The organism is Shewanella sp. SP1S2-4, from assembly GCF_031932075.1.
GTDB lineage: Bacteria > Pseudomonadota > Gammaproteobacteria > Enterobacterales > Shewanellaceae > Shewanella > Shewanella baltica.
Map to the genome: position 1 here is coordinate 63249 of NZ_JAUOET010000009.1, position 13492 is coordinate 76740.

The following is a 13492-nucleotide window of genomic DNA, read 5'->3' on the forward strand; positions in this document are numbered from 1 at the left end:
ATTTGGCTAATGATTGATGCATTAGGCTTAGGTATTTGGTTTATAGATAGGTTCAAGCTTATTGGCTGTCATGGCCTAGCGTTTAATGACCCTGTTTTAATTGCCCTGTTCAAAGCGCATAACGGCTGAACTGGTTACTGTCTTTGGTCATCAAAGTGACAAATTTAGGGTGGACAAAGAGCTTCTCTTTACCCGATTGCACCTCTTCAAGCACGCCTATGTCGCATAACTGCTTTAAGTAAACAGAAGCGGTTTGACGCTTGGCTAAGCCACTTTCAACCAGGTTTTGAATACGGCAATAAGGTTGCTCAAAAATCACTTGTACCAACTCATGGCTGTAAATTTTGGGTAGCTGCTGACGTACATATTCTGTGGTATGGGCGATGAGTTCACGCGCTGCGGCAATTTTGTGGGTGGTCCATTTAGCCGTTTGCTCAACAGCGTTAAGGATAAAGATGATCCACGACTGCCACTCTTGCTGAGTCGTCACGTTAAGCAATAAACGGTAATAGTCTTGCTTATTTGCGACGATATAGCGGCTAAGATACAAGATAGGTGCGCTAAGCAGTTGTTGGTCGATAAGGTAGAGAATATTGAGCACACGGCCTGTACGGCCATTACCATCGATAAAAGGATGGATAGCTTCAAACTGGTAATGGGCCATGGCCATTTTAATCAGTGGATCAACATCATCTTTATTATGCAAAAAGGCTTCCCAGTTACTGAGTAAGTCACGAATGACACTCTCGCCTGCTGGTGGCGTATAAATAACCTCACCTGTGGCCTGATTCGTTAAGCTAGTACCAGGCACTTTACGCACGTCCATTTGCACGGACTTAATAGTGCTGCAAATTTCTAATGCAGTAGTGACACACAGGGGGCGGTTGCTTAGCTGAGTAAAGCCTTGATAAAGCGCTGTGCGATAACGCAGCGCTTCTTTGGTCATGGGATCGGCTTGACTGTCTTCTTGAGCATACTGAAACAGTTTGTCGGTGGTGGTAACGATATTTTCAATCTCGCTACTGCCTTGGGCTTCAAGCAGTGGCAGTAAGTTGATGAGCAGACCCTGATTAGGTAGCAGCTCACCTGCTTGTTTTAGCTCTGCAAGGGCGGCGCGGGCTGGAATGCAGGCTTTGAGTATAGGTAAGGTTTCGGCCAACTCCGCGAGTGCGCTGTCTAGCGGTAGTGGCGGTAAATGGTTGTATGCTTGTTCAGCTTGCCATTCCATGTTTAAAAAACCTTCTTTTATCGACATAAATAGAGATTACGGTGAGCTTATGTCGATTCAATCGACATGTAAAGAAAACATGTTTACAAAACTTAGTTTAATCGACATGTTTTGGTTGTTTTTGGGACTCATGTCGATAGCATCAACATCAAGGGAGCGTTAGGGTTGCCATTTTGTGTTCAGTGACATGTAGAGAAAGTACCAATATCCATACACATGCAGACGACAACTGTCTTAACACTGCTCCATAGCCTACTTGCCCACTAACCTACTTGCCACAGGTAGGCATTGAGCTCGTCTAAAATGGTATCGAGTTGGTCATTGAGTACACTGTTAAAGCGTTTGGCACCACCGTCACTGGCAAAACGATTATTCACAAAGGCTTTATCAATCACAGCCTCATGTACCAATTGTTTTGCTAGACGGTCTAGCCACTTACGCTGGTTTGGGTTCCAATCATGTTCGCTGTAAATGCGTTGCATGGCGTTATTCACCCGCTGGGCAAAGGGGACTAAGGCTTCATCCAATGCGGCTTGGCGAATATAACCGATAATACTGGCTGCGATATCTTGGTTAGTGTTTTTACGCCATGCACTTTGCAGGTGCGCTTCGCTATAGCCTGCCTCATCAAGCAGTAATTTGACCTCTTTTAGCTGAGCTCGGGTGAGATCTTTAGGTCGATTGACCACCACGGACAAGGCGGCTGATTGGTTAATGTTTTGCTTAATGAAGTGAGTGAAGCTTTCAAGGTAATCAGCGGGCTTTTCGTGTACACCATAATTTTGCTGACGCTCTATGAACTCATCACGCCCTTCATAGATGATCGGCATATTGTCGCTACCCACCAGATAACGGACTTCGGCTAACTGATTAATCAAACTTTGGTGCTGCTTAAAAAATTGTGCCGCCTCTCTGGGGCCAATTTGATGTAGATGCTGGTGGAGTTTCTCTGGTGCTACGCCCCATAACTCTTCAAGTTGCTCGAGCTTGGCTTTAAGCTCTGGCTTATTTTCGGCTTTTTTAGTCGCTTTTCGCATCACCCGCATCACTTTCTGCCCAAGTTGATTAAGCACGTCGTGGGCATGGCTATTGGTGTGACTATCAGCACCTGAACCTGAACCGACTTGTTCACCAGGGGTATTAAGTGCGCGTTCTAAAAAGGTATCGTCACTTAACTCATCCACCAGCTGCTCAAGGGTAATGTTGGGATCTTTCACTATCGGCTTCATAGTGTTCACGGCTTCAAGCGCGCTGTAAATATCAACCGGATCATAAATCTTAAAAGCCGTTTTACCTATGTCATCACAGCGGCGAGTGGCACGGCCCATCATTTGTTCGTACAGAATGCGTGATTTGACCCGACGTAAAAACACTAAATGACAAATCTTAGGCACATCGATACCGGTTGATAATAGGTCAACAGTAATGGCGATATTAGGGTAACGCTCGTTTTTATATTGGCGTATCAACTGGCTGACTTTATCACTTTGACCGGTGATTTTAGCCACAGCCGCTTGATTGTAGTCATCGCCATACATCTCAAGAAAGGCTTTATCTAATAAGCGTTTTACCATGTCTGCATGCACATCGGTTGCACAAAAAATCATGGTTTTCTCATCGCCAAAAGGGTCTAACTCTTTGATTAATTCTTGGCAGATGACTTCATTAAACGACTCAGTAATCACTCTTTTATTAAAGGATTCAACATCGAACTTTAATTCGTCTTCTAAATCGGCCGTTTCAATTTCACCGGTTTGGGTGTTGATGGAGGTGACGGTTTCGCCTTTTTCAAACTTAATGCCGTGTTTGTTTAACAGCGTTTCATAGCGGATCGGTGGCTCATGGTCGATAAGCCAGTCATCGGCAACGGCCTCACGGTAACTGTAGGTGTAAACGGGTTTACCAAAAATCTCACTTGTATGCTTGGCAGGCGTTGCGGTTAAGCCAATACGCACCGCATCAAAGTAATCGAGCACCCGACGGTAACTGGACAGATATTGGCTGGCATCGCGAGTGGCAAGTTCACCTTCGGTCATTTGCTGATCTAAGGCATAACCTCTGTGCGCTTCATCGACAATAATGCAGTCAAACTCGTCCAGCGGGGGCGGGTTATCCGACATAAAAATCCGTTTAACCATGGCCTGTACTGTCGCGACTTGAATGCGAGTTTCGGCTGCACTTTTCATGTCGCCAAGCTCGGCAATATTGTAGATAGACGACAGCACTTTGTTTTGTTCAAGCTTGGCTTCATCAAAGGAGTCGCACGCTTGCTCACCCAAGGCGGTTCTATCAACAAGGAACAAGATACGCCTAAAACGCTCGGCCTTTAAAAATCGATACATCAAACCAATAATAGTGCGGGTTTTGCCTGTACCGGTGGCCATTGCCAGCAGACACTGAGTGTTATCTTGCGCTAAAGCCGACTCAACAGCTGCGATAGCTTTTTGCTGATAATCGCGCAGGCCGAGGTAATCAAAGCCTTCCTGTTGAAGTTTTTGCTCGGCGGCTTCGCGGCTGCGCTTTAATTTATCAAGCAGGCCATCAGGCGAATGAAACTGTTGTAGCGCCCGCTTGGTGTTACTGGGTTTACGGGTATCGCGAAACCAAGTGCCTGATAACTCCGCCAGTTGCTTACTAAACTCGCGTCCATTACAGGAGTAGACAAAGGGTATATGGTAATGGCCGTCTGCGTCATCGGCCCATGCAACGGTGCGTCCCTCAATTTCCCATGCACCTTGTTGAGGCGCTATCAGTTTATAGCCTTTGGAGTAACGCTCTGCTTGGGAAATTTTCCCGGCAACGTTGGTGTTTTCTTTTTTTGCTTCCACCACAGCAACAGGGACTAAGCCGCAAAATAGGACATAATCAGCGCGGCCTTGCTGGCCTTTATGCCATGTTGGCCACTCTGCAATCGCGAGGTTTTTACCTTTTTCAGGTCGAGCACCTTTGCGGTAATCTAGCCTTTGGGTATCCGCTATCCACTTGGCCTCATTTAATTGCTGATCAATCAGTACCCGAGTTAACTCTTCGCTTAACTCAATGTGATTACCCGCTTTGCTCGCTTGCTGACTAAGTTGTTTCTTGTTTTTTGTCGCCGCTTGGTTATCGACTTGAGCAAGCTGTACTAATTCAGCTTGTAGCGCTTTAATGCGTAATTCGAATTGATGCTTTTGCTCTACGAGAGCTTGCTCATGCTGCGCGGCCAACTTTGACAACGCTCGCGCCTCTGCATCCATTTGCTCAGCTAATACCGCGTACTCTTCTTTCTCACGGGCCAGTAATGTTGTTAATTGCTGATTATCGGCTAATTGCTGGTGGTTATCGTTAAGTTCGCTACGCAATAATTCAATTTGAGTTTGTAACTCTTGCAGTTGCTTACTGGGATCTTCAGGTGGGACAAACGGGCCAGCTTTGAATGCGGTCTTTTGATCGCTAAAGGTATGATGGAACCAAATCGCTAGGCTACGAGCAAGCTTTAAGCCTTCTAATGCTTCTTTATGTTGGGTTCTAAATTGGTGAGTTGCTTTATTGCCTTCAATCCTTAAGGCATGAAATAACTGGCGGACCACAGGCTCTAAGGTTAACTCACGATTAATTTTGAAGAGTAAATCTGCTTGAGTCGTTTTGTCATCAAACTCTATGCCGCACCGAGCCGCAATATCTTGTGCCATCGCTTCACCTAACTGGCGCAGCTTAATTAAGGTGGTGTTGGGATCGCTGGTAAACGCACGTTCAGCACTGCTGGCCAAATCGATAAAAATAGGGTCGTATGGTTTGAGAAAACTAAAGTTAGCAGAGTCCTTTTCAGTACTCTGGCCTTGTGTGTCTAATGCCATCATTCCCTCGTAGCGCGATTATTTTCAATGTAATCATATCTTTTACAAACAGTTTAATCACCAGTTAAGTTTAGAGGTTGTTAACCCACTCATTATTGGTACGAGTTGAAAACTCTCGCTAACATTGTTTCGGCGCTTTGGTTAGAATGCGTTTAATCAACAGCTTTATTTTGTCACATGGAAGACGACATGGATCTCGATTGCATTCCAACTATTGAATCACTGCTAGATCAAAACGCCATCTGCTTTACTGGGCGTCCGGATTTAATTAACCGTTATCTGGTTTTAATGGATTTAATAATACCAATAGAAACAATGGCACTGCTTGATGAGATAGGCAGTCCTTTCAAATCTTTTGAGTGGAATTCGTATCACATTTACGGCTCTGAAACGAAGAACAGCAAAGTGAGAGAGTCCCCTACGCTCGATTGCGATAACCTTTCTCTAAATGAGTCGATTACGTTACCTAATAGACCACTTTATACCGTTCATCTTGATGCGGATTTCACCGTAACAGCACGTGTCCGGTGTAATAATGGTTATTTTGATAAGCTAATCCACAAAAAAATTGGCGTGAACCCTAAAAGGTTAACGCACAGTCTAAAAGCGGTAACGCGGGCAATAGACCAGTCACCAGCATTCTTTATCTGCACTAAGTGCAATAAATTAATTGATGCCAATTTTAAGTCTCAAGATGGAACGGCCACATGTGCCTACAGCGCTTGCGGCAGGTTTGTCGAACAACACTTTGATGTTCTATCTGATAAAGTAACAAGCTCCTTATATAATAAGGATATAAGTATCGATATATTTAACGATTACATAGCCATCTCCATTGGTTTAATCACTTGGCCGCATCCGCATGAACCGAGCTTTGAATGGGTTATTCAACGAAAAATGGCTCTTAGTTCTACACCGCGACAGGTTAAGTCTGCAGCAAAAGCTATCCACGAGAGTAAGATTGCCCGTGGAAAGTGTAAGCACTGTAATGAGTCTATGAATGCAGGGCATATGTTCGATGATGATACCTGCCAAAGTTGTGCTACGGGCGTATATGGGGTTGTTTATTAGAACCTATATATTAAGCCGCATTATTTAGAATCAAGCATGTTAACGACAACCAAGTGGTTACTAAGTCGGTTACTAAAACCAAAAAGCAAACGTAAAAATAGAATCAACTTATTGATTTTAAATAAAATAAAATTATCAATCAACATTCAGATCCAAAACGTTGAATAGTGTGTTGTCGTGTTTAACTGCAATCTAATAAATAAAAACCCTGATTTATCAGGGTTTTTATTTGGGTAACTCAATCTAATTCACTTTTAATAAAGCAAAACACATCACTCGTTCACAGCGCCATAGCTATGTGAATTGAAAAAACTAAATCAAAGCGATAGCACAATTTTCTGTAGTGGCTCTAACCGCTTAATCAGTGCTTTACGCTGTTTATTATTGCTAATAAAAACATCAAAATTTTGTTTAAACTCGCTGGAAGATTGTTTTAGTTGATAAGCATCGAACAACACTTGCAAGGTACGGCCGGCATTATCATAGCCACTGGCACACCCACGAGCAGCCTCCTCAAAAGCACTATCCCAATGGCTTTGATGCGCTTTATAAACCGCTTCAAGATGTTCATTACACAATAACGTCTCACGGGCAAGACGCTCGGCCTCTGCCATGCGCTCTTCTTGCATCACTTCTTTTTCTGCTACATGCCAGAAGGGATGCAACGATGCAACTGTTACCCAGTCGGAGTACTCTATTGGTGTTTCTTGCGTTCTGAGGAGCGCATACGCATCCGCCGCAAATATTTTCCCTTCATCAAATAAGCGACAAAGCAACGCGTCCTTCTCGGCATCCGTTAGCTTAGCCACCTGCTGCTGTGCCGTTAATACTGTGGGTTGAGGAACATGTGCAGGCATTGACTGCAGCAAAAGTTGTAAAGCACGTATCGATGGTAAAGGGATGTCAAAGAGTGTGGTAAATGCCAATTGCGCCTGGGTTAACTGGTGAAAATCAAAGGCTATAAGCGGCAAGGGCTCTAAGGCCATATCATCGTTGGCTTGGCTTAACCAATGAAAATACAAAGCACGATAATCGCCAGTTAATAGTTCTGTCCTTAGTGCCACCAAATGCAGCATAAAGGATTCGGCACTCTCATCGTCGCGGTAGCGATAATCATCTTCTAAAGTAAATATCAGTAATTGGTTCTGCTTATTCTCGACAAAAGACACATAAAAGTCAGCATTTATTGCCTTAAAATCACTGGGGATTGTACCGGCTGGCAATTTAAGATACGCATTCACTTGCCCCCAATTGGTGTAATAAAAGCCAATATCAAAAAAATCCATCATTAAGGCTTCTGGATCGGCACTTAAATCACCGTAATGATATTGAACACAAAAGGAGTGGCTGGTGATCTCTGCCCGGCTAGAAATATTCCTTAATCTATTCCGCTGCGGGACCGACAAGCTACTGTTAACACATTCGAATCGATAATACTGATATTCACTCATAGCTAACTCACATTGATTTTCTAGCGCAGTCTTAATGCAGCTGGCCAAACGAACAGATATAGGTATAACTAAATTTTAACTAGGCGACTCAGAAAGCTGAAGACAACTTTTGTGCTTGTTGTTCAGCCTGACTACACTCATAAATAATCCTGAATATGTCACTCGATTGAGGTCACTAAAATTGGCAGCAGCTAAAATCCCTCTCTTTATTATGACGATAGAGAACATGCAGAAAAAATCATCTATGAGCTGTCACTGCACGAAGATCTCTCATTCATCAAAAAACGCCTAAAATTGGGTGATTATCAACTCAAAGATTGGATTATTGAACGTAAAACTTTGCCCGATCTCGTGCAATCATTATGCGATGGACGCCTATTCTCACAGGTTGCCAGATTAGCCCAAAGCCCAAATCATACCGCCCTGCTTATCGAAGGTTATAAACAAGATATCGCATGTTACCAGATACGCAGAGAAGCGTTAATCGGGGCGCTGTGCTCGATTTCAATCAATTTCCACATCCCAATACTGCGCAGTTTATCGCAAACTGAAACAGCCAAAATTCTGTATTTTTGCGCCACTCAGTTAAACCGTAGAGAACATGAATTAACCCTCACGGGACGTAAGCCCAAACGCAAGAAAAATCAGCAATTATTCATCTTGCAAAGCCTACCCGAGGTAGGCCCTAAACTCGCCAATAAACTTTTATGCCATTTCGCCAGTGTCGAGGCAGTCGTAACAGCATCTGAAGAGGCATTGATGCAAGTGGGTGGTATAGGTAAAAATAAAGCAAGTAAGATCCGTGAAGTGCTGACTCGCTAAGTGACTTCACAGCATAAGCTGAGTGCCTGTTGACTTACCCGAACAATAAACTATACAACTCTTGGTGCGAGCCCACTTGATAGTGCGGGGTGATACCGGCAGGTACGTCGTGGCCGTGGACGTTATACCAGCAAGTATGAATACCGGCGTTGATACCGCCTTGAATATCTGAATGCGGGTTATCACCGACCATCAACACAGTATCGCGCTCAGGATGGCCCATGAGTTCGAAGGCGTGATCGAAGATGCCCACATCAGGTTTGGCTATGCCGACTTTTTCTGAAATCACTAAAATATCAAAATGATGCCGCAAGCCTGTACGCTCTAATCGCACGGTTTGTAGTTCAGTGAAACCGTTGGTAATGATGCCTAGTTTAGCTTTACCTTGCAGCGCGGCTAATAACTCGCGAGCACCAGGTAGCGGCGAACAAATTTCGGCCATTGCTGATAAAAATGCACTATTGAGCGTCATGGCCGTGACTGATAATTTGGCTGCCCAAGGTTCGAAACGTATGGTCTGCAACTCGGCGGCAGTTATTTTGCCATCTTGATAATCGACCCAAAGCGGTTTGTTAACCAACTGATACTCATCAAAATCGGCTTGGGTAAAATCGACCCCAAACTCACTAAACATCAACTTAAGCCCTTTTAAGGCATCAAAATAAAATAGGGTTTCATCGGCATCGAACAAAATCCATTGGTAAGGCAAGGACATAGGAACTCTCTTTCTGACAAAATAGCTAAAACCCATCCCCATGCCGTTCAGTGGCATCGAGAATGGTACATCAGCGATTGCGGCAATGCTGTGGCTAGCTGCCTAGCAGTAATCAAGATAAGCAATAAACATGAACGATGAGCGCAAATAACTAGGCTCCACAGTCGACACCCGCAATCAGCAAGTGCATTAGTCTACCTTGCATCAAGGGCAATGATAACCACGATAATAAAAACTGACTGTTGAGGTATCATCAACAATAATGGCTGGGGAACGCGATAATCTAAGGACACTATGGAGCACTTTTCGGCACTACCTATCTTTGTCACTGTAGTGGAATGCGGTAGCTTTTCACTGGCAAGTCAAAAGCTTGGGCTGAGTAAATCGGCGGTGAGTAAACGCATTACCCTATTAGAACAAAGTCTGGGTATTCAACTCCTGCACCGTACCACTCGCAGCTTAAGTCTTACCGAAGCGGGCGCCCGCTACTTCGACTATGTTCGCCCTGCAGTTAAGCTCGCTGAGGAAGGATTGGACGCTATTTCAGAGCTACAGCAAGCGCCTCAGGGCAATCTGCGCATCGCTGTCCCTATGGTATTTGGCCGCTTGCATATCGCCCCTTTAATCCCCGAGTTTCTGCGCCGTTACCCGAAAATACAGCTGCAAATGCAGATGGATGATAAGACCACCGATTTAATTGCTGGCGGATTCGATCTAGCGATTCGCATCGGCGAACTGCCAGATTCGAGCCTGATTGCCCGTAAAATTGCCCCTTGTTTAAGTGTCATTTGCGCCTCACCCGAGTATCTTGCTCGCCACACTGTGCCACACACGCCGCAGCAACTCAGCCAACATAACTGTTTGTTCTACTCATATTTTCGTGATGGTGTTGAATGGACCTTCTTAAGCCCGCAGGGTCCCACTCGTATCCAGCCGAACGGTAACTATCAAGTCAACAATAGTGATGCCATCCACCAAGCCACACTCGATGGTTTAGGCATAGCCAACCTGCCCCGCTTCATGGTCGACGCCGACTTACAAGCAGGCCGCCTACAAGCCTTGCTCACAGATCATCCCCTCCCCGAACATGGCATTTATGCGGTTTATCCACAGCGAAAACATTTGCCGACTAAGGTGAGTGTATTGATTGAATTTTTGATGGAGCAGTTAGCAGAAAGACTGGGGAAGTAGTACTTAGCCCACTGCCAGTTTAGCCGCGTCATGCCACATTACATCAGGGATTGGCTGTTCTAATCGCCATGTGATACTCATAGGTTGTGAACCGTTATGACTGACATAATGTACTTTGCCAAAATTCACGAATCCCATAGTGCGGCCATTTTCATCTTTTGATTGCTCTCGAACAAACAACAGCACGGTTTTCCCCAGCTTTTGTTGCTCAATATAACTAAGGCCCCTACCTCGTTCTGGCCGTGCGCTATTTTGCGATTGCCAGTGGAATAGATGCTCGCTAATGGCATAGTCGTGATACATGGTTGTCGGTGAAAACTGCTTCTCTGATTTGTTTAACGTCACAAATAAACATTCAAGATTTTGCTCATGAATCGCAAGCACACCCTCCCTAGAAGGCGATTTAGCTGTAAATGTACTTGCTCCTATCGCCGCTAAAATTTGCTCACGGGTATAACGAGAGTGCACTTTCAATGCGCTGGGCAGCGCCAATTCCAAATCCATTTCTTGATGGTGTATCCGGTTGATCAGTATCGCCAATACAGCCAATAACTCTTCCTGTAATGGCTTGTTGCGTAGCATCAGCAAGCTAGCTGTTAAACTTTTAACGTTTAAAGCCGTACCTGATTTATCCCAAAAGTTGTAGTGGCACATCAAAGCAAACTGATTTTGAATAGGATCTAGCCCGTCAAATACAAAATTATTTTGGCATAACTGTTTGATAAAGATTAAATAGGATAGTGAAGTACAACTGAGTAAATGAAAGTTTATCGCACGATAATAAGCCTTGGCTAAATCGGACTGCGCAGTAGGTTCAGCAATTTGATTACCCTGAACAGCCTCGACTAATAAAGTCCATCCACATTGGCCATTAATCTTTATTCGATAAACATCTTCCAAGGTCACTTGCGGGTTCATGCGCAAAAAATTGCCTAGCGTGAGCGGCAAGTCAGTTTGATGTTTAAAGTTTGCCATTAGACTGGTTAATCGATTGGCATTGAGCGTTGCGCGGCTAATATTACGCAAAATCATTGACTGCGCTTTTTCCTCAAGCTCAATTCGACACCCTAGCGGTAGATGCGGAAAGTCATTGAGAATTTCATCTTTTATCGACTGATTCGTTTTACCGACTAATGCCCTAAATTTTTGCGAGAAATCATATTCATCACGTGAATTTCCGACAAAATCTAATATTGTACAGCACTGCTTATCATCGGTGAGACGCAAGCCACGGCCAAGTTGCTGTAGGAATATGGTCAAGCTTTCCGTTGGCCGTAAAAACAACAAAGTGTCCACTTCTGGAATGTCGACACCTTCGTTAAAAATATCCACCACACACAAAATGGATAATTTGCCACTGACCAAGCTCTGCCGCTTTTGTTGCCGTTCAGCGCTATTATCACTGGTCAGCACATCAGCGCTGATCCCCGCCAAATTGAACTTCTTCGCCATATACTCGGCGTGTTCCTTGGTGACACAAAAGGCTAATGCCTTGATATTATTTATATCTGTTACGGTTTCAGCTAGGCTGCGAATAATGCGCGTCACGCGTTGTTCATTGTGAGTGTATAAATTGCTCAGCTCAGCGACGTCATAACGACCACGGCGCCAATTTAACTTGCTAAGGTCGGTGTTATCGTCGATCGCAAAATATTGAAATGGACATAAATGCCTTTGATTAATAGCTTCGGGTAAACGTATTTCAGCGGCAATAACACCGCAGAAGTCAGCCAGAATATCCACACCATCATGCCGTTCAGGGGTTGCCGTGAGCCCAAGTAAAATAGTCGGCTCAAAATGAGCTAATAGCCCACGGTAACTATTCGCAGCAACGTGATGGACTTCATCAATCACAATATAATCATAAAAATCAGCCGCTAATGGCAGGTTATCAAGTTGCAGATTCAAGCTTTGGACAGATGCAAATAAGTGTTTGTAACTATTAGGCTTATGCTCTGCCACCCATAGATCGCCAAATTGATTATTCTTTAACACCCCGCGATAAGCACTGAGGGCTTGCTGTAAAATTTCTTGCCTGTGGGCAACAAATAGAAAATTGGCTTCTGGATGCAGTTTATAAAACCGCGCGAAATCGAACGCGGAAATAATAGTCTTACCTGTGCCTGTTGCCGCGACGATGAGATTTTTAAAACGGCCATGAACGCTTCGCTCTACTGCAAGCTGTTCGAGGATTTCTCGCTGATGCGCAAACGGCTTAATGTCAAAATGAAATGAGCTCGATTCAGTGCCACTGCCTTTCGCTTCTTTGAGCGCATTGTTTAACTTTTCTTTACTGCTCGCATCACCGCTAAAAAGCTCAAATTCGTTCGATTCCCAGTAAGTTTCAAAGGTACTGAGTGATTTCTCAATGATGTGGGGAATTTCTTGGGTGGTGATCTTAAGGTTCCACTCAAGCCCGCTGGTCAATGCAGAATGCGATAAATTTGAAGAACCGATATAACCGGTATTAAAACCCGTATTTCGTAGAAATAAATAGGACTTTGCATGCAGCCTTTCACGCTTAGTGTTGTAACTTAATTTAACTTGGGTATTGGGTAAACTAGCTAGAAACTCGACGGCTTTAGCATCAGTCGCGCCCATATAAGATGTAGTGATGATGCGTAACCCTTTACCACTGCGCGTAAATTCCTCAAGTTCATTTTTGAAGATGCGAATCCCCGCCCACTTGATAAATGACACCAGCCAATAGATTTTATCTGATGATCGGATCTCACGTTTAAGCTCACTTTCAAGTGATAATCCCGCATTACTACCGCAAAAAAGCTCACTCTGAGTGAGCCCCGTTAATGGAAATATGGCGGCCGTATATTTAGGTAAATCAGTCGCTATCGGATTTTGTTTGTTAAAAAGAGCCGTGAGTATCCGACCTTGGCTATCGATGAGATTTTCATCAATAAAGTCATCATCGTTAATGTGCTCTTTGAGCCACAGCACTAACAGATTAGCCAAACTGATTTGATTGATAACTTGGTCTTCATCTGCGGGAACAGAATTAATCACATATTCAATTACTTTAGTCAGAAAACGTGAGAGCCAAAAACTTGCTTCAGCAACCTCTAGCTTCCTTTCTCCAATAAAAAATATGTCCTTATCTAAGCGCTTCTCAACGAGTTGAGTAATAAGCTTTTCGTAAATCCCGACCTGTTCCATAGCCAGA

General features: G+C 44.1%; 8 protein-coding genes. 3 read left to right on the plus strand and 5 right to left on the minus strand.

Annotated features, from left to right (window positions below; genetic code table 11):
• Positions 1 to 109 precede the first annotated feature (109 nt).
• Both fic and hsdR read right to left on the minus strand, forming a co-directional pair.
• Positions 110 to 1228 carry a protein adenylyltransferase Fic gene (fic, locus tag Q4Q52_RS10735; RefSeq protein WP_311990596.1) on the minus strand — a complete coding sequence of 373 codons (1119 nt, stop codon included), beginning with the start codon at positions 1226 to 1228 and terminating at the stop codon, positions 110 to 112.
• 263 nt (positions 1229 to 1491) lie between these two features.
• A complete protein-coding gene (gene hsdR, locus Q4Q52_RS10740) occupies positions 1492 to 5064 on the minus strand; it encodes a type I restriction-modification system endonuclease (protein WP_311990597.1) in 3573 nt (1190 codons plus the stop codon).
• A gap of 189 nt (positions 5065 to 5253) precedes the next feature.
• On the opposite strand from hsdR, the gene Q4Q52_RS10745 reads away from it, so the two are divergent.
• Positions 5254 to 6135 (plus strand): hypothetical protein, encoded by an 882-nt coding sequence (locus Q4Q52_RS10745; RefSeq protein WP_311990598.1) that lies wholly within the window; start codon positions 5254 to 5256, stop codon positions 6133 to 6135.
• A 317-nt stretch (positions 6136 to 6452) separates the two neighbouring features.
• On the opposite strand, the gene Q4Q52_RS10750 is transcribed toward Q4Q52_RS10745, so the two are convergent.
• Positions 6453 to 7586: a hypothetical protein gene (locus Q4Q52_RS10750; protein WP_311990599.1), complete on the minus strand. Its 1134-nt coding sequence runs from the start codon at positions 7584 to 7586 to the stop codon at positions 6453 to 6455.
• 240 nt (positions 7587 to 7826) lie between these two features.
• Here Q4Q52_RS10750 and Q4Q52_RS10755 point away from each other — a divergent pair, with 240 nt between their 5' ends.
• Entirely contained in the window at positions 7827 to 8408 is a 582-nt protein-coding gene (locus tag Q4Q52_RS10755) for an ERCC4 domain-containing protein (protein ID WP_311990636.1), read from the plus strand.
• A 34-nt stretch (positions 8409 to 8442) separates the two neighbouring features.
• Here the strand turns inward: Q4Q52_RS10755 and yjjG are convergent, their stop codons facing one another.
• Positions 8443 to 9123 carry a pyrimidine 5'-nucleotidase gene (yjjG, locus tag Q4Q52_RS10760; RefSeq protein ID WP_311990600.1) on the minus strand — a complete coding sequence of 227 codons (681 nt, stop codon included), beginning with the start codon at positions 9121 to 9123 and terminating at the stop codon, positions 8443 to 8445.
• Between the two features lie 294 nt (positions 9124 to 9417).
• Between yjjG and Q4Q52_RS10765 the strand changes: the two genes are divergently transcribed.
• Complete coding sequence (locus tag Q4Q52_RS10765) at positions 9418 to 10314, plus strand: LysR substrate-binding domain-containing protein (RefSeq protein ID WP_311990601.1); 897 nt, start codon at positions 9418 to 9420, stop codon at positions 10312 to 10314.
• A 3-nt stretch (positions 10315 to 10317) separates the two neighbouring features.
• Here the strand turns inward: Q4Q52_RS10765 and Q4Q52_RS10770 are convergent, their stop codons facing one another.
• Complete coding sequence (locus tag Q4Q52_RS10770) at positions 10318 to 13485, minus strand: DUF3427 domain-containing protein (protein ID WP_311990602.1); 3168 nt, start codon at positions 13483 to 13485, stop codon at positions 10318 to 10320.
• Positions 13486 to 13492: the final 7 nt, after the last annotated feature.

What these genes read in the sequence shown, in the direction of transcription:
- hsdR (WP_311990597.1), bottom strand. Translation starts at nt 5,064, where the DNA reads ATGGCATTAGACACACAAGGCCAGAGTACTGAAAAGGACTCTGCTAAC.
- Q4Q52_RS10745 (WP_311990598.1), top strand. Translation starts at nt 5,254, where the DNA reads ATGGATCTCGATTGCATTCCAACTATTGAATCACTGCTAGATCAAAAC.
- Q4Q52_RS10770 (WP_311990602.1), bottom strand. Translation starts at nt 13,485, where the DNA reads ATGGAACAGGTCGGGATTTACGAAAAGCTTATTACTCAACTCGTTGAG.
- fic (WP_311990596.1), bottom strand. Translation starts at nt 1,228, where the DNA reads ATGGAATGGCAAGCTGAACAAGCATACAACCATTTACCGCCACTACCG.
- Q4Q52_RS10750 (WP_311990599.1), bottom strand. Translation starts at nt 7,586, where the DNA reads ATGAGTGAATATCAGTATTATCGATTCGAATGTGTTAACAGTAGCTTG.
- Q4Q52_RS10765 (WP_311990601.1), top strand. Translation starts at nt 9,418, where the DNA reads ATGGAGCACTTTTCGGCACTACCTATCTTTGTCACTGTAGTGGAATGC.
- yjjG (WP_311990600.1), bottom strand. Translation starts at nt 9,123, where the DNA reads ATGTCCTTGCCTTACCAATGGATTTTGTTCGATGCCGATGAAACCCTA.